The organism is Duganella sp. FT27W (genome assembly GCF_009295655.1).
In the GTDB taxonomy this organism is placed as follows: domain Bacteria; phylum Pseudomonadota; class Gammaproteobacteria; order Burkholderiales; family Burkholderiaceae_D; genus Rugamonas; species Rugamonas zoogloeoides.
Genome location: NZ_WHIV01000003.1, coordinates 690,756 through 707,200, shown reverse-complemented (window position 1 = coordinate 707,200; position 16,445 = coordinate 690,756). Strand labels below are relative to the sequence as shown.

The 16,445-nt window shown below is 60.8% G+C and carries 18 protein-coding genes and 1 pseudogene; 14 read left to right on the top strand and 5 right to left on the bottom strand.

Features of this window, described 5'->3' with window-relative positions:
- Positions 1 to 36: 36 nt before the first annotated feature.
- Positions 37 to 822, bottom strand: a complete 786-nt coding sequence (locus F8197_RS14945; protein ID WP_056144706.1) for a helix-turn-helix domain-containing protein — start codon at positions 820 to 822, stop codon at positions 37 to 39.
- Positions 823 to 929: 107 nt separating this feature from the next.
- Between F8197_RS14945 and F8197_RS14940 the strand changes: the two genes are divergently transcribed.
- On the top strand, positions 930 to 2,153 hold the full coding sequence (locus F8197_RS14940) for an MFS transporter (protein WP_152882523.1): 1,224 nt from the start codon (positions 930 to 932) through the stop codon (positions 2,151 to 2,153).
- Between the two features lie 47 nt (positions 2,154 to 2,200).
- On the opposite strand, the gene F8197_RS29170 is transcribed toward F8197_RS14940, so the two are convergent.
- Positions 2,201 to 2,335 (bottom strand): hypothetical protein, encoded by a 135-nt coding sequence (locus tag F8197_RS29170; RefSeq protein WP_255472966.1) that lies wholly within the window; start codon positions 2,333 to 2,335, stop codon positions 2,201 to 2,203.
- A gap of 178 nt (positions 2,336 to 2,513) precedes the next feature.
- Between F8197_RS29170 and aceA the strand changes: the two genes are divergently transcribed.
- Positions 2,514 to 3,809 (top strand): isocitrate lyase, encoded by a 1,296-nt coding sequence (aceA, locus tag F8197_RS14935; RefSeq protein ID WP_070246162.1) that lies wholly within the window; start codon positions 2,514 to 2,516, stop codon positions 3,807 to 3,809.
- A gap of 96 nt (positions 3,810 to 3,905) precedes the next feature.
- On the opposite strand, the gene F8197_RS14930 is transcribed toward aceA, so the two are convergent.
- Complete coding sequence (locus F8197_RS14930; protein ID WP_152882521.1) at positions 3,906 to 4,106, bottom strand: hypothetical protein; 201 nt, start codon at positions 4,104 to 4,106, stop codon at positions 3,906 to 3,908.
- A 220-nt stretch (positions 4,107 to 4,326) separates the two neighbouring features.
- Between F8197_RS14930 and F8197_RS14925 the strand changes: the two genes are divergently transcribed.
- Positions 4,327 to 5,508 (top strand): 23S rRNA (adenine(2030)-N(6))-methyltransferase RlmJ, encoded by a 1,182-nt coding sequence (locus tag F8197_RS14925; RefSeq protein ID WP_373996884.1) that lies wholly within the window; start codon positions 4,327 to 4,329, stop codon positions 5,506 to 5,508.
- Positions 5,509 to 5,634: 126 nt separating this feature from the next.
- Positions 5,635 to 6,477: pseudogene (locus F8197_RS29095) on the top strand (EAL and HDOD domain-containing protein); the annotation flags it as partial.
- A 441-nt stretch (positions 6,478 to 6,918) separates the two neighbouring features.
- Here F8197_RS29095 and F8197_RS14915 read toward each other — a convergent pair.
- Complete coding sequence (locus F8197_RS14915; protein ID WP_152882516.1) at positions 6,919 to 7,656, bottom strand: SAM-dependent methyltransferase; 738 nt, start codon at positions 7,654 to 7,656, stop codon at positions 6,919 to 6,921.
- A gap of 6 nt (positions 7,657 to 7,662) precedes the next feature.
- Positions 7,663 to 8,271, bottom strand: coding sequence for a Maf-like protein (locus tag F8197_RS14910; protein WP_152882514.1), 609 nt, complete (start codon positions 8,269 to 8,271; stop codon positions 7,663 to 7,665).
- A gap of 159 nt (positions 8,272 to 8,430) precedes the next feature.
- On the opposite strand from F8197_RS14910, the gene F8197_RS14905 reads away from it, so the two are divergent.
- The 10 genes from F8197_RS14905 to rpoE all read left to right on the top strand — a co-directional run bounded on the left by F8197_RS14905 (position 8,431) and on the right by rpoE (position 16,400).
- Positions 8,431 to 8,922, top strand: a complete 492-nt coding sequence (locus F8197_RS14905) for a DUF177 domain-containing protein (RefSeq protein WP_152882512.1) — start codon at positions 8,431 to 8,433, stop codon at positions 8,920 to 8,922.
- Between the two features lie 216 nt (positions 8,923 to 9,138).
- On the top strand, positions 9,139 to 9,321 hold the full coding sequence (gene rpmF / locus F8197_RS14900; protein WP_008449924.1) for a 50S ribosomal protein L32: 183 nt from the start codon (positions 9,139 to 9,141) through the stop codon (positions 9,319 to 9,321).
- Positions 9,322 to 9,500: 179 nt separating this feature from the next.
- Positions 9,501 to 10,595 (top strand): phosphate acyltransferase PlsX, encoded by a 1,095-nt coding sequence (gene plsX / locus F8197_RS14895; protein ID WP_056144013.1) that lies wholly within the window; start codon positions 9,501 to 9,503, stop codon positions 10,593 to 10,595.
- Between the two features lie 21 nt (positions 10,596 to 10,616).
- Positions 10,617 to 11,621, top strand: a complete 1,005-nt coding sequence (locus tag F8197_RS14890) for a beta-ketoacyl-ACP synthase III (protein ID WP_019920172.1) — start codon at positions 10,617 to 10,619, stop codon at positions 11,619 to 11,621.
- A gap of 90 nt (positions 11,622 to 11,711) precedes the next feature.
- A complete protein-coding gene (fabD, locus tag F8197_RS14885) occupies positions 11,712 to 12,653 on the top strand; it encodes an ACP S-malonyltransferase (RefSeq protein ID WP_152882510.1) in 942 nt (313 codons plus the stop codon).
- A gap of 49 nt (positions 12,654 to 12,702) precedes the next feature.
- Positions 12,703 to 13,461 carry a 3-oxoacyl-ACP reductase FabG gene (gene fabG / locus F8197_RS14880; RefSeq protein ID WP_152882508.1) on the top strand — a complete coding sequence of 253 codons (759 nt, stop codon included), beginning with the start codon at positions 12,703 to 12,705 and terminating at the stop codon, positions 13,459 to 13,461.
- A gap of 133 nt (positions 13,462 to 13,594) precedes the next feature.
- On the top strand, positions 13,595 to 13,834 hold the full coding sequence (gene acpP / locus F8197_RS14875) for an acyl carrier protein (RefSeq protein ID WP_008449912.1): 240 nt from the start codon (positions 13,595 to 13,597) through the stop codon (positions 13,832 to 13,834).
- 30 nt (positions 13,835 to 13,864) lie between these two features.
- A complete protein-coding gene (gene fabF, locus F8197_RS14870) occupies positions 13,865 to 15,112 on the top strand; it encodes a beta-ketoacyl-ACP synthase II (RefSeq protein WP_019920169.1) in 1,248 nt (415 codons plus the stop codon).
- Positions 15,113 to 15,296: 184 nt separating this feature from the next.
- Entirely contained in the window at positions 15,297 to 15,725 is a 429-nt protein-coding gene (locus tag F8197_RS14865) for a hypothetical protein (RefSeq protein WP_152882506.1), read from the top strand.
- A gap of 72 nt (positions 15,726 to 15,797) precedes the next feature.
- Positions 15,798 to 16,400: an RNA polymerase sigma factor RpoE gene (gene rpoE / locus F8197_RS14860; protein ID WP_373996883.1), complete on the top strand. Its 603-nt coding sequence runs from the start codon at positions 15,798 to 15,800 to the stop codon at positions 16,398 to 16,400.
- Positions 16,401 to 16,445 lie beyond the last annotated feature (45 nt).

The following is a 16,445-nucleotide window of genomic DNA, read 5'->3' as shown; positions in this document are numbered from 1 at the left end:
CCTCGCGCACGCGGGGATGGCGGCTTTCAGTACAACTTAGCTAAAAAACGCCGTCGGCGTACTGCCAAAGGTTTTCTTGAACATCGCCGAAAACGCCGACTGGCTCGCATAACCGAGCTGGGCTGCCACCTGCGACAGCGGCATGCCGCGCGCAATCAACGGCGCTGCGTGCGCCAGCCGTACCTGCTGGCGCCACTGCACAAAACTCATTCCCAGTTCGCGCTCGAACAACCGCGTCAAGGTCCGTTCGGATGCCCCCACCCGGCCCGCCCAATCCTGCAAGGTCAGCTCCACGCCCGGATCGTCGATCAGCGCATCGCACAGGGCTTTCAGCCGCTTGTCCATCGGCAGCGGCACGCGCATCGGCCGCACCGCGCAGCGCGTTACTTCATCGAGAATCATTTCGCTCAGCAGCCGTTCGCGGTCGGACTGCTCGTGCTCGTCGTGCTGCTCGAGTGCGGCGATCAGCTCGCGCAGCAGGTTCGATACGTGCACCACCTTGCAATCGTCGCCGGCAAACGGCGAGCGGCTCGCGTGTACGAACACCGGCCGCAGCAGCGTCGGTTCCAATACCGTCACCGTGTGCTCCATGTCGGGCGGGATCCAGATCGCCCGCTGCGGCGGCACGATCCAGCTGCTGTTGTTGGCGGTCACCCGCACCATGCCCTGCATGGCGTACGTGAACTGGCCGTACGGATGGTGATGCGGCAACAGCACCGCGTTGGCGGCCAGGTTGCGCCCGGCGATGGTGACTTGCCGTTGCAGGGTAGGGTAGACGCCTACCCGGTTGAACAGCGTGTGCGTGACGATCGGAGCTGGCATGGTGGCGAGGTTGTGGCGGAATCGCGCTAAAAGATGTCGTCCTATCTTAAATCAGACGGCGCGTTTCGGCCTACACTGGCGTTTCAAAATAGCAACAGGAGCGCACAATGGATGACAAACAATTATTCCGGCAAGACGCCCGGGTGATCAGCCTGGTCGGGCTGGCGCACGGCACTTCCCACTTTTATCACTTGATATTGGCGGCACTGATCCCGTGGCTCAAACCCGAGTTCAACCTGTCGTATGGCGAACTGGGCCTCTTGATGACGGTGTTTTTTGCCGTGTCCGGCGTGGGGCAGGCCATGGCGGGCTTCGTGGTGGACCGTTTCAGCGCGCGCGGGGTGCTGATGAGCGGCGTGGCGCTGCTCGGCCTGTCGGCGGTCGTGCTGTCGTCGGCGCAGAACTACGGCCAGTTGATGGCCGGCGCTTTCCTGGCTGGCTGCGGCAACTGCGTGTTCCACCCGGCCGACTACACTTTGCTCAACCAGCGCGTGTCAAAAAAACGGCTGGCGCATGGCTTCTCGGTGCACGGTATCAGCGGCAATATCGGCTGGGCGCTGTCGCCATTGTTCCTGACGTCGATGGCAGGCCGCACCGACTGGCGCACTGCGCTGCTGTGCGCGGCCGTGCTGCCGTTGTGCGTGCTGGCGCTGCTGCTCTGGAACCGCCACGCGCTGCGGCCGGAACCGGCGACCGCGCCCGCCACCGGCGCGGCAGTAGTCGCCGGAGCAAGTGCACTTGGCTTCCTGCGCCTGAAAGTGGTGTGGATGTGCTTTGCCTTCTTCGTGATTTCGGCGGTGGCCCTGGCTGGCGTGCAGACCTTTGCTTCCACCAGCCTGGTGAGCTTGTATGGCATGTCGCTGGCGTGGGCCACGTCGGCTTACACGTGTTTCATGCTGTCGTCGGCGGTGGGCATGGCGTACGGCGGTTTCCTCGGTGCAGGTAATGGCCGCCACGACCGCATCATCATCGGCGCTTTTGCGGCGGCAGCGGTGTTCGCGCTGATCCTGGCGGCAGCCGTGGTACCGGCCTGGATGGCGATTGTGCTGATGGGACTGGTGGGTTTTGCCACCGGTATAGCCGGCCCGTCGCGCGACCTGATGATACGGGGCGCGGCGCCAGCCAACGCCACCGGCCGCGTGTTCGGCGTGGTGTATTCGGGGCTGGACACGGGCCTGGCCATCGGTCCGCTGATGTTTGCGGCGTTGATGGATGCCGGCCATCCGGCTGGCGTGTTCGTCGGCATTGCCATCTTCCAGGCGCTGGTGATTTTTACCACGATTGGCGTGGGCAACAACAGCCGGTCCATGCTGGCGGCCAAGGCGGCGTGAGCTCGATCCGCTTGAAAAACCGTGAGTGTTGGGCGATTGCATCACTTTTAGGGATTATTTTTTAGATAAGTTCGGCTGTGGAACACAACCAAGGGCGCTTTTTGCGCCCTTTTTTCATCTGGCGGAAAATCAATTTCACATCGTGGGATTTCATGTGGGTTTGCAGCATCGACTTCTTTCATGCTGAGAAAAGCCTTTCCGTATCATGAAAAATGGTTTTTAGTATGTTGATTATTAAGGGATATATTTTAGTTATATGTCTTATAGAAGACTGCTCATGCGCTGCACAAAAAGGACTACTATAGTTCCAACAGCACGGCATTCTTTACCACCAAACTGAATCAACCTGAGGAGAACACCATGGCAACTCGTGAACAGCAAATCGCCGCCCTGCAACAGGACTGGGACACCAACCCACGTTGGAAGGGCGTTACCCGCACCTATACGGCGGAAGACGTAGTGCGCCTGCGCGGCTCGCTGCAGATCGAGCATACGCTGGCCAAGCGTGGCGCCGAAAAACTGTGGGACCTGGTCAACAACGAACCATTCGTCAACGCACTCGGCGCGCTGACCGGCAACCAGGCCATGCAGCAAGTCAAAGCCGGCCTGAAAGCGATCTATCTGTCCGGCTGGCAAGTGGCTGGCGACGCCAACGTGGCCGGCGAAATGTACCCGGACCAGTCGCTGTACCCGGCCAACTCGGTGCCACTGGTCGTGCGTCGCATTAACAACACCTTCCAGCGCGCCGACCAGATTCAATGGTCGGAAGGCAAGGACGACATCGATTACTTCGCACCGATCGTGGCCGACGCCGAAGCCGGTTTTGGCGGCGTGCTGAACGCCTACGAACTGATGAAGTCGATGATCGACGCGGGCGCCGCCGGCGTCCACTTCGAAGACCAGTTAGCCTCGGTCAAAAAATGCGGCCACATGGGCGGCAAAGTGCTGGTGCCCTCGCGCGAAGCCGTGGAAAAACTGACCGCCGCCCGCCTGGCAGCCGACGTGATGGGCACCTCCACCCTGGTGATCGCCCGTACCGATGCCGAAGCGGCCGACCTGCTGACGTCCGACGTTGACGAAAACGACCGTCCGTTCTGCACCGGCGAACGTACCGTGGAAGGCTTTTATAAAGTCAAACCGGGTATCGAGCAGGCGATTTCGCGGGCCCTGGCCTACGCACCGTACGCCGACCTGGTGTGGTGCGAAACCGGCAAGCCGGACCTGGCTTTTGCCAAGCAGTTCGCCGACGCCGTGCACGCCAAGTTCCCGGGCAAGATGCTGGCCTATAACTGCTCGCCATCGTTCAACTGGAAGAAAAACCTCGACGATGCCACCATCGCCAAGTTCCAGAAAGAGCTGGGCGCCATGGGTTATAAATTCCAGTTCATCACGCTGGCCGGCTTCCACGCGCTGAACTACGGCATGTTCAACCTGGCACACGGCTATGCCCGCAACCAGATGACGGCGTTCGTGGAATTGCAGGAAGCGGAATTCGCGGCTGCCGAGAAAGGCTTCACGGCCGTCAAGCACCAGCGCGAAGTCGGCACCGGCTACTTCGATGCCGTCACCCAGACCATCCAGAACGGCCAGTCGTCCACCACGGCGCTGCACGGCTCCACCGAGGACGAGCAATTCTTCGACAAAAAGGTCGCTTAACCAGTTTAAAACCCGCACGGTCAGCGGGGTCGGAGCCTGACAGGGTCCGACCCCGAGCGGTAAAGCCTGCTCCGCGTTATAAGCGCGGGGTGAGGGTTATTGCTTGTCGTGCTGTGCCTGCAAGGCTTCTTGCAGGCGCTTCTTCAATTCCGCGCCGTCGGTAATCGCGCCGGTGTCGTCCGCCACTTCCACGATGTGGGACTGAAAGTCTTTTAATATCACGTGCTCCGGCACGGTGTCTCCCGGTATCGCCCCCAGAATTTCTCCCTGATCGTCGGTCACGATGGTCATCTTCATGTTTACCTCCCCGTTGGTCAATTCGCCATCTTAGATTTGCGCGCTGCGCGCGCCTTGATGCAAACGAGGTACAACCGTTTTTGGGGCCGCGCCCGGTTCTGGTGGATAATGCGGGATTGCGCAGGCCAGTCTGCATTACCTATTTAGAAAGTCCCCACACATGTTCAGCTACCGCCACGCCTTTCACGCGGGAAATCACGCCGATGTATTGAAGCATTTCGTGACCATCCAGATGCTGCAATACCTGAATCAGAAAGACACCGCCTACACCTATATCGACACCCACTCGGGCGCCGGTGTGTATGCGCTCGACGGCGCTTTCGCCTCCAAGAACGCCGAGTACGACACCGGCATCGGCCCGCTGTGGGACTTGAAGGACATGCCGGCGCCGGTCAGGGAATACGTCGATCTGATCAAGGGCATGAATCCGAGCGGCAAGATGCGTCAGTATCCGGGCTCGCCGTTCATCGCCGACCTGGTGGCGCGCGAGCATGACCGCCTGCGCTTGTTCGAGCTGCATCCGGCCGACTTCAAGCTGCTGACCGATAACTTCCGCAAGCTCGACGAGCACGCCGCCCAGCAGGGCATCCGCCCGACCACGCGCGGCAAGCGCGTGCTGGTGACCAAGGGCGACGGCTTCCAGTCGCTCAAGGCGCTGCTGCCGCCGCCGTCGCGCCGCGCGCTGGTGCTGATCGACCCGCCGTATGAAGACAAACAGGACTACAAAAAGGTCAAGGACACGCTGGCCGAATCGCTGCTGCGCTTCCCGGGCGGCACGTACGCGGTCTGGTATCCGCTGCTGCAACGGATGGAATCGCGCGAATTCGCGGACAAGCTCAAGCAACTGCAATGCAACGACTGGCTCAACGTGGTGCTTACTACCCATACGCCGATGCCCGACGGTTTCGGCCTGCACAGCAGCGGCATGTTCATCCTGAACCCACCGTACACGCTCGAGCCGATGCTCAAGGAAGTGATGCCGTGGCTGGTCAAGGCGCTGGGCAAGGACAGTGGTGCGCGCTTTACGCTCGAGAGCGGCAAGCCGCTGCCGGTCGGTAAGTCGATCCGAACCCGCACGCCGCTGGCGCGTCCCGGCGCAGGCGAAGGCACTGCCGGCGGCCGTCCCGGCGGCACTGGTCGCCCCGGTGGCCGGCCGGGCGCCAGCACCAGCGCGCCGTTCAATGCCAAGCCCGGGTTTGGTAACAAGCCGGCGTTCGGCGCCAAGGCCGCCTCGTCAGGTTTGCCTGCCGAGACCAAGGCCGCCCCGGCAGGCAAACCTGGCGGCGCCAGGTCAGCCCCGGCCAGGCCAGCCCCGGCCCGGCCGACGGCCGCCAAGCCGACTGGCAGCGACCAGCCCGCAGTTGCACGCAACAACGGTCCGCGCCGGTCCGGCACGCGATAGGTTTTTAGTTGTCATTTTGGTAGCATTGGGTATAGTTGGGTATCCGCGGGCGCTGACGTCAGTTCAGCGCCTCGTTCCAGCACTTTAGCGGGGACCACGCAGCAGGTTTCGGGGTCTCCTGAGGGGATGTCCATGCTGTCAGCGACCGACCTGCCACCGTCCAGGCTTGCCGATAATTTCTTCCTGGCCCGCCAGCCCATCCTCAACCGGGGCCAGCGGCTGGTCGGTTACGAGTTGCTGTTCCGCGACGCCCACACCGCCAGCACCGCAGACTTTCGCGACGATGCATCCGCCACCGCCACGGTGATCGCCCACGCGTCCGAGCTGGGCATGGAACTGGTCGTGGGCGACCAGCTTGCCTTCGTCAATGTCGATGAAGTCGGCCTGATGAGCGACTTCATCCGCTTTCTGCCACACGACAAGGTCATCCTCGAAATCCTGGAAACCGTGGAAGCCACGCCTGCCGTGCTTGAACGCGTGCGCGAACTCAAGCGCGCCGGCTTTCGCTTTGCGCTTGACGACGTCATCGGCGAAACCGTGGACGTGCAAAAGCTGCAGCCGCTGTGCGACGTGATCAAGGTCGATATCAAGCAGATGAAACCCGGCACGTTGGCGGCGTTGACCAAGGTGCTGAAGAATCCGAAGCAAAAGCTGCTGGCTGAAAAGGTCGAGACGGTGGAAGAGTTCCGCCAGTGCATGGATCTCGGTTTTGAATACTTCCAGGGCTATTATTTTGCCCGTCCCGTCATCCTCAGCGGCAAAAAGATCTCGCCGTCGCAGCGCAGCGTGCTGCACTTGCTCGACCTGATCGATACCGATGCCAGCAGCCACGAGATCGAATCGATGGTCAAGCACGATGCGCTGATCACCCTAAACCTGCTGCGGCTGGTCAACACCCCGGCGGTGGGCACGCGCTACCGCATCAATTCGGTGGGGCACGCGTTGATGGTGTTGGGCCGGCGCCAATTGCGGCGCTGGCTGCAGATTTTGCTGTACGTAAAAAGCGGCGGCGCGCACGAGTTCACGTCGCCGCTGCTGCAACTGGCCACCACGCGCGGCAAAACCATTGAGCTGCTGGTCGAACACACGCGGCCCGGGCAGCGCACCAGTGCCGATATCGGCTTCACGGTGGGCGTGATGTCGCTGATGGATACGCTGTTTTCGATCCACATGCAGGAACTGCTCGACAGCGTGAACGTGCTCGACGAAGTGCGCACGGCGCTGCTGGAGCGGGCAGGGGACTACGGCGTGCTGCTGAGCCTGATCGAGAATATCGAGCGTGGGCGCGATACGGTGGCGCTGGGGCAGATGTTGGAGCAGATTGCCGTCAGACCGGCCGAGCTGTATGCGATACAGCTGGCGGCGATCGAGTGGGTGACGGAATACTCGCGCGGATTTTAATAAAAGACCTTACTGCCCCAACAATAAGAATACCGTCGGTTTCTTGTGAAAATCGGGCGCCTTGCCGCCAGCCAGCTGGCTTTTCCACTGCGCCCCGGTCTGGGTACGGATGGTTTCCGTCGCCAGACTCAAATCGGTGGCCACGCAAATCAGCGTGCCTGGCGTACAGGCGCCGACCAGGGCTTCCAGCATGGCCGTGTTGCGATACGGCGTTTCGATAAACAGCTGGGTCTGCTTTTCCTTGCGTGAACGGGTTTCCAGTTCCTTGATGCGGGCGCTGCGCTGGGCCGCATCGGTGGGCAGGTAGCCGTTGAAGGCGAAGCTTTGGCCGTTCAGGCCGCTTGCCATCACTGCCAGCAGCAACGACGACGGTCCCACCAGCGGCCGTACCGGGATGCCGTGCTGATGCGCCAGGCGCACCAAGTCGGCGCCGGGATCGGCCACGGCCGGCACGCCTGCTTCCGATACCAGCCCGCCATCGCGGCCGGCCAGCAACGGCGCCAGCAAGCCGGCCAGTGCCGCCGGCGGGGTATTCACGTTCAGCTCGGAGATCGTGATTTCCTGCAGCGGCTTGCTCAATGGATGGCTGGCGTTGACCAGCTTGAGGAAGGCACGCGCGGTCTTGGCGTTCTCGGCCACGAAGTAATCGAGCTGCGAGGTGATGTGCTGGACCTGTTCAGGCAGCACGGAGGCGAGCGCTTCGGTCTCGCCCAGGGTGTTTGGAATCAGAAATAAGGTGCCGGGCATGTTCAATTATCTAAAAAAGGAAATACCAAGATTGCGCAGCATGCCTGTCAGGGCGATCAAAGGCAAGCCGGTGAGGGCGGTGGGGTCTGTGCTGTCGATCCGTTCCAGGATGGCAATGCCGAGCCCCTCGTTCTTGGCGCTGCCGGCGCAGTCGTACGGCTGCTCGATACGCAGGTAGGCGTCGAGCTCGGCATCGGGCAGGTCGCGGAAGGTCACGCGGGTCTGGATGTCGGCCAGCTGGGCGGCGCTGTCGGGGTGCTCGGCGCGGCCATCCCACACGCACAGCGCGGTGTGGAATATCACCTCGCGCCCGCGCATTTTTTGCAACTGTGCCAGCGCGTTGGCATGGTTGCCGGGCTTGCCGATCTGTCCGTCGTCGAGCGTGGCCACCTGGTCGGAGCCGATCACGATGCTGCCCGGCAGTTTGGCGGCCACGGCCGCCGCTTTTTCGCGCGCCAGGCGCAGCGCGGTGGCGCTTGGCGTCTCGCCGGGCAGGGGGCTTTCGTCGATATCGGGCACGGCCACATCGAACGGCAAGTGCAGGCGCGAAAGCAGCTCCTTGCGGTAGGCGGAGCTCGATGCCAGCACCAGGTGTAACGGTAAACTTGATGTCATAGGGGGAATGTTATATGCTCTGTCGCCGGTGTTCGCTGATGCGCGCCGGACACATTAAAAACCGTAAAAATGCTCAAACAGCGTGTTAAGTCATGTTGCTTTTGACTTGCGGGTGAAAACCCTGCTATTATCGCAGGTTTTCCGGGGAATTTTTCTGTAATGAATGCTACGGTCATCGACGCTTTTGATTTTTGTCGTCACAATGGCAGCGAACACGGCGTAACGCCTGTTGCTCAAATGACCCGTCTGGCCAAGGACTGCGCTGACGCGTCCGGCGAGATTACCTGGAAGGTAGAAGGCGGCGCCGGCAAGATGGGCTACCCGCAGTTGACCCTGTCGGTTGCCGGCACGGTGCAACTGGTCTGCCAGCGGTGCCTGACGCCTTATGCCCACACCCTCGATTCGTCGACCGTGCTGGTGCTTGGTAAGGATGATCAGGAAGCCGACGAAATCGAAGAAATTATTGCTGACGAATCGATCGATGTGATCGTCGGCACCCGCAGCATGCTGGTGATGGACCTGGTGGAAGATGAAGCGTTGCTGGCCCTGCCGCAATCGCCGCGCCACGTGGTCTGCCCCGATGCCTCGCTGCTGGACAAGGCGAAAAGCGCCAAAATCTCGCCTTTCGAAGCACTCAAAGGCCTGAAGTAAGTCGGCATAGCCGCAATCCCGAATAAGCCGTTTTACAGATCGTGTTGTAAAGAACGTGTCATGCGCGTGCAGTAATCGAGTATTGGCAAGTTGTAGTAAAAGTAGTACCCGCATTTAACGTCGCCGGGCTGTATTGCCGGCGGGATACTCGATTCGCATGTATTTGCTGATCGATTGTGTTAAAATTTTAGAACTTATGTATTAGGAGTCATTAACATGGCAGTTCAACAGAACAAGAAGTCCCCTTCGAAGCGCGGTATGCACCGTTCGCACGATTTCCTGGTTGCTCCACAACTGGGTATCGAGCCAACCACCGGCGAAACCCACCTGCGTCACCACATCAGCCCTAACGGCTTCTACCGTGGTCGTAAAGTCCTGAAAACCAAAAACGACGAGTAATCGACGCTTTTGCTGGACACGGAAACAGGCGGTGCTGAGTTATTGAGCATCGCTTTTTCTTTTTTCATCGGCTGCAAACCACTTTTGCACACCGTCATGTTGATACGCCGGCCGTTACTGGTCCGCAGCTTGCCGCAGCTCGCCCCGGAAGGGCTGGAGCGTGGTACTGAACCCAAACAATGACAATCAAAATTTCTATCGACTGCATGGGCGGAGATCACGGTCCATCGGTCACCATTCCCGCAGCAATCTCCTTCGTCAACCGCGAACCAGACGCCGAGCTGATCCTGATCGGCCTCGAAGACGTCCTGCGCGCCGAACTTAAAAAACACCACGCCGACACCCATCCGCGCCTGTCCATCGTCCACGCTTCCGAGCAGGTGACCATGGACGACCCGCTGGAAGTGGCGTTACGCCGCAAAAAAGATTCGTCGATGCGCGTGGCGATCGAACAGGTCAAATCCGGCAAGGCCCAGGCTGCGGTCTCGGCCGGTAACACCGGCGCCCTGATGGCCGTGGCCCGCTATGTACTGAAAACCATGAGCGGCGTCGATCGCCCGGCGATCTGCTCGATCATGCCGAACCAGAAGAACGGCCCGACCTACATGCTCGACCTGGGCGCCAACGTCGATTGCGAACCGCATCACCTGCACCAGTTCGCCATCATGGGTTCGGTGCTGGTCTCGGCCATGGAAAACATCGAACGCCCGACCATCGGCCTGCTCAACGTGGGCACCGAGGACATCAAGGGCAACGAAGTGGTCAAGGCCACCGGCAAGCTGCTGCAGATCGATCACGAGCGCGGCGCCCTGAACTTCTTCGGCAACGTTGAAGGCAACGACATCTTCAAGGGCACCACCGACCTGGTGGTATGCGACGGCTTTACCGGCAACGTCACGCTCAAGGCAGTGGAGGGCGTGGCCCGCTTCTTCGCCGATACCGTCAAGACCGAATTCAAGCGCACGCCGCTGACCATCCTCAGCGCTTTGCTGGGCCGCGGCGCGCTCACTGCCATCAAGAACCGCTTGTCGCCATCGCGCTATAACGGCGCCAGCTTGCTCGGTTTGCGCGGCCTGGTGTTCAAGAGCCATGGCGGCGCCGACGCATATTCCTTTGAGTGGGCGATCAAGCGGGCGTATGATGCAGCCAAAAATGACGTGTTGCCGCACATTTCGACCCTGATCGCCGAGCTGATGCCGCGCAACACTGAAACGCCTGAGGCGGCTGCCGCACCCGCAGCCGCCCCCAGTGCCGCCGGCGTCGTTGCTGGCTAACTATCGAGTGGAATAGACGGCATGACCTTGTATAGCAAAATTATCGGCACCGGCAGCTACTTGCCGGCGCAACGTGTGACCAACCAGGACTTGGCCCAGCAACTGGCCGCCAAGGGCATCGAAACTTCCGACGAATGGATCGTATCGCGCAGCGGCATTTCGGCGCGCCACTTTGCCGCCGCCGACGAAAAATCGTCGGACCTGGCCGCCAACGCTGCCAAAAAGGCGCTGGAAATGGCGCGCCTGGCGCCCAACGATATCGATCTGATCATCGTTGCCAGCTCCACCCCCGACTTCTTCGGCAGCTTCCCCAGCACCGCCTGCATCGTCCAGCAAAAACTCGGCATCACCAACAATGGCGCGGCCGTCGATGTGCAGGCAGTGTGCAGCGGCTTCGTGTATGCGCTGTCCACGGCCGATGCGTTCATCCGTGCCGGCGTGCACAAGAATGTGCTGGTGATCGGCGCCGAAGTGTTTTCGCGCATCCTCAATTTCAACGACCGCACCACCTGCGTGCTGTTTGGCGACGGCGCCGGCGCCGTGGTGGTGACCGGTTCGGATGAGCCCGGCATCCTCGCCACCGCGCTGCACGCGGACGGCAGCCACTCGGGCATCCTGTGCATGCCCAATTCATTCAGCGGCGCTACCGCCGGCGAAGCCTACCTGTACATGGACGGTCCTGCGGTGTTCAAGCTGGCCGTTTCTGTACTGGAAAAAGTCGCGCACGAAGCGTTGAACAAGGCGGGCATGTCGGCTGACCAGATCGACTGGCTGGTGCCGCACCAGGCCAATATCCGCATCATGAACGGCACTGCCAAGAAAATGGGCCTGCCGCTGGACAAGATGGTGGTGACCGTCGATCAGCATGGCAACACGTCGGCCGCCTCGATCCCGCTGGCGCTGGACGCTGCCGTGCGCGACGGCCGCATCAAGAACGGCCACAACGTCATGATGGAAGGTGTGGGCGGTGGCTTTACCTGGGGCGCGGTACTGGCCACCATGAGTGGCTTGCCCGATACGCTGTAAGCGGCGACTTGTTGCACCAGAATTAGAGTTAGAGTTCTAACGGCTATACTTCAGGCCGACAAGAATTGATTCCCTTCGAATGGATGACGTATGACTAAATTTGCATTTGTATTCCCGGGCCAGGGCTCGCAGGCGATCGCCATGCTCGACGGCTTTGCCGGTAACCCGGTGGTGGCAGAAACCATCGCCGAAGCGTCAAGCGCGCTGGGCTTCGACCTCGGCAAGCTGATCGCCGAAGGTCCGAAGGAAGAGCTGGACCTCACCACCAACACCCAGCCGGTGATGCTCACCGCTGCCGTGGCCGTGTACCGCGCGTGGATCGCTGCGGGTGGCCCGGCGCCAACCATTGTTGCCGGCCACAGCCTGGGTGAATACTCGGCGCTGGTTGCTGCCGGCGTGATCGCGTTCAAGGACGCCGTGCCGCTGGTGCGCTTCCGCGCGCAGGCGATGCAGGAAGCCGTGCCGGTCGGACTCGGTACCATGGCTGTCGTGCTCGGTTTGTCGGACGACGACGTGCGCGCGGCCTGCGCCGAAGCCACCGCTGCCGTGTCGGACTCGGTGGTGGAAGCGGTCAACTTCAACGCCCCGGCGCAAGTCGTGATCGCCGGTCATACCGCTGCAGTCGAGCGCGCCTGCGATATCGCCAAGGCCAAGGGCGCCAAGCGCGCCATGAAGCTGCCGGTCTCGGCGCCGTTCCATTCGTCGCTGCTGAAACCTGCTTCGGATCGCCTGCGCGACTACCTAGCCGACCTGACCTTCTCGGCGCCGCAAATCCCGCTGATTAATAACGTCGATGTGGCCGTGCTCAACGACGTCGATGCGATCAAGGATGCACTGGTGCGCCAGGCCGCCGCGCCGGTGCGCTGGGTGGAAACCATGCAGCAGGTCGCTGCGCAAGGCATTACCCAGGTGATCGAATGCGGTCCGGGCAAGGTGCTGATGGGCTTGACCAAGCGCAGCGATGCGACGCTGGTGGGCGACGCCATCACCGACCAGGCCTCGCTGGAGCGCATCTTGACTTCGCTCAAGTAAGACTGCGGCGCAGGGTACTATCGTTTAGCACTAACTAGTTAGGACATACATGAATTTAGCAAATCAAGTGGCGCTGGTGACCGGCGCTTCGCGCGGCATCGGCAAGGCCATCGCCCAGGAACTGGCGCGCCAGGGTGCGCGCGTGATCGGCACCGCCACCACCGAAGCGGGCGCGGAAGCGATTTCCGCCTACCTGGCCGAAGTGGCAGCAGAAATCGGCGCCGAGGCCGGTAAAGGCCTGGTCCTGAACGTGACCGACGCCGAGCGCTGCGCGGCCGTCATCGACGAGATCACCAAAACGTACGGCGCGGTCGCCATCCTGGTCAACAATGCCGGCATTACCCAGGACAACCTGGCCATGCGCATGAAGGACGACGAGTGGGACAGCGTGATCGCTACCAACCTGTCCGCCGTCGGTCGCCTGTCGCGCGCCGTCTTGCGCGGCATGATGAAGGCCAAGGCTGGCCGCATCATCAACATCACGTCGGTGGTGGCCTCGTCCGGTAACCCGGGGCAGATGAATTACGCCGCTGCCAAGGCTGGCGTGGAGGGCATGGGCCGCGCGCTGGCGCGTGAAATCGGCAGCCGTAACATCACCGTCAACAGCGTGGCGCCGGGCTTTATCGATACCGACATGACCAAGTCGCTGGGCGATGACCAGCACGCTGCATTGCTCACGCAAATCCCGCTGGGACGCCTGGGCAAACCTGAAGATATTGCTGCTGCGGTCGCCTTTTTGGCCTCGCCGCAAGCGGCTTACATTACCGGCACCACGCTGCATGTGAATGGCGGTATGTATATGAACTGATGGGATTTCCCATCTTTTACCAGCGATTTCGGTGCACTTATGGGGAAACTCGTAGCAAACACCGAAATTAGTTTTTCAGTGCGCAAACCTGATAAAATGCGCGCTTTCCGTAACAAACAAATGGAGCCATAACATGTCGGATATCGAACAACGCGTTAAGAAAATCGTCGCAGAACAACTGGGCGTCGCAGAAGCGGACATCAAGATCGAATCCTCGTTCGTTGACGATCTGGGCGCTGACTCCCTGGACACCGTGGAACTGGTGATGGCCCTGGAAGACGAGTTCGAAATGGAAATCCCTGACGAACAAGCAGAAAAGATCACCACCGTGCAACAAGCCATCGACTACGCCACCGCGCACGTCAAGGCGTAATTGCCGCCCGATCGACTTTAGGAGAATCGCTTGAGAGGTTCTAAAAACCGTCGTGTTGTCATTACCGGCCTGGGCGCCGTTACCCCGATAGGCAACAATGTTGCCGATACCTGGGCAGCCGCACTCGAGGGCAAATCCGGCATTGCCACCATCACCAAGTTTGACGCACAAGCTTTCAGTACCCGTTTTGCCGGTGAAGTCAAAGGCTTCAATATCGAGGACTACATCTCGGCCAAGGAAGCGCGCCACATGGATACGTTTATCCATTACGGCATGGCGGCCGGCATCCAGGCGGTGCAGGATTCGGGTATCGAAGTGACCGACGCCAACGCCGATCGTATCGGTGTGATCATCGGTTCCGGCATCGGCGGTCTGCCGATGATCGAAGAGCAGAAGGAAGACTACGACAAGCGCGGTCCGCGCCGTATTTCGCCCTTCTTCGTGCCTGCCTCGATTATCAATATGATTTCGGGCAACCTGTCGATCAAGTACGGCATGCGCGGTCCTAATCTGTCGATCGTCACCGCTTGTACCACCGGCCTGCATTGCATTGGCGCTGCCGCTCGCATGATCGAGTATGGCGATGCCGACGTGATGATCGCCGGTGGCGCCGAGTCGACCGTTTCGCCGCTGGGTCTCGGTGGCTTTGCTTCGGCAAAAGCCCTGTCCGCGCGTAACGACGATCCGGCCACCGCATCCCGTCCATGGGATACGGACCGCGACGGCTTCGTGCTGGGCGAAGGCGCCGGCGTGATGGTCGTGGAAGAGTACGAACACGCCAAGGCACGCGGCGCCAAGATTTACGCCGAGCTGGTCGGCTTCGGCATGAGCGCCGATGCTTACCACATGACGTCGCCCCTGGAAGACGGTAGCGGTGGCAGCAAGTCGGCGCAAGCCGCGCTCGCCAACGCCGGCCTCAATCCGGACCAGGTGCAGTACGTGAACGCGCACGGCACCTCGACGCCGCAAGGCGACGTGGCCGAAGTGCAGGGCATCAAGCGCACGTTCGGCGACCACGCCAAAAAGCTGGTGGTCAATTCGACCAAGTCGATGACCGGCCACTTGCTCGGTGGCGCCGGCGGCCTGGAAGCAGTGTTTACGGTTTTGGCGGTGCACCACCAGGTGTCGCCGCCGACCATTAACATCTTCAACCAGGATCCGTCGTGCGATCTGGACTTCTGCGCCAATGTCGCCCGCGACATGAAGATCGAGTATGCAGTCAAAAACTCGTTCGGCTTCGGCGGAACGAATGGCAGCCTCGTCTTCGGCAAGATCTAAGTAGTAAAAAAGTTTAACTTTATGTTGAACTAAAACCGCGCCCGCCATGTCAAAGCATGGTGGGCGAGGATTCGGCGCTGGCATTCGCCAGCGCCTGAATTGCCCGGCCCCGCGCCGGCGCATCCAGTTTCACCGCTCCCCATCCGTGTAAATTTTTTGTGTTGTGTCTATCCGTGCTGCAGTCATGTCGATCGCGGTGTCCGTCATCGTTCGTCCCTCGCCTGGTTTGCGCTTGCTGCACGCCGGGTTGTGCTGTTGCGTGCTGGCGTCCGCCGCTGCCTGTCCCGGCGTGCTGGCGCCGCTGGCGTGCGTGGTGGCCGCTATCTGTGGCTATGTCTGCGGGCAACCATGCGGTATTGCAATGGCGGTTGATATAACCGCAGTCGGGCAATTCCGCACTGCGCTATACCAACATGCGGGAACGCCGCTGCGCCTGCTTGATGGCTCGACCGTGTGGCGCGGTTTGCTGCTGCTGCGCCTGGGTGGTGCGGATGGCAGCGTGCGGTCGGTGCTGGTGTTGCCCGATTGCGTAAGCGGGGCGGAGTTGCGCGCGTTGACGCTGGCCTGTCGGGCCGCCGCCGCGCGCAGTGAAATAAATGCGCCAACACTGTGAACTTCTTGCAGCGGGCTAACTCTATAGCATAAAGGGTTGCGGCGACGTTGCAGGCCACCGAGGAATTCCGGAGTGACGACAGAACGTGAGTGTGACCAGATGCTGGTCGACCGGGTCCGGGCCGGCGACAAGCAGGCGTTTGACATGTTGGTGGCCAAATATCAGCGCCGCCTCATGCGCCTGCTGTCGCGCATTGTGCACGACCCGGTGGAAGCCGAAGACGTGGTACAAGAGACGTTTATCAAGGCCTATCGCGCGTTGCGGCATTTTCGTGGCGATTCGGCCTTTTATACGTGGTTGTATCGCATAGGAATTAACACGGCCAAGAATTTTTTGGCGACGCAGGGCAGGCGCACGCCCACGTCGACGGAAACCGACGCCGAACATGCCGAGGGTTTTTCAGATGGCGATAATTTGCGCGACATCAATACGCCGGAATCCATGCTGGCCAGCAAGCAAATTGCCCAGACCGTCAATGCGGCCATGGACGCCTTGCCACTCGATTTACGGACTGCGATCGCCTTGCGCGAAATAGAAGGGCTCAGCTACGAAGAGATTTCCGATATCATGGCTTGCCCCATCGGCACGGTCCGCAGCCGTATCTTCCGTGCCCGAGAAGTCATCGCTGAAAAGTTAAAGCCTCTGCTCGATATGCCGGTTGACAAGCGCTGGTAAGGCAGGAATGATGGCATTGGCGCCCGGCAATTTGTCGGCTGTGGT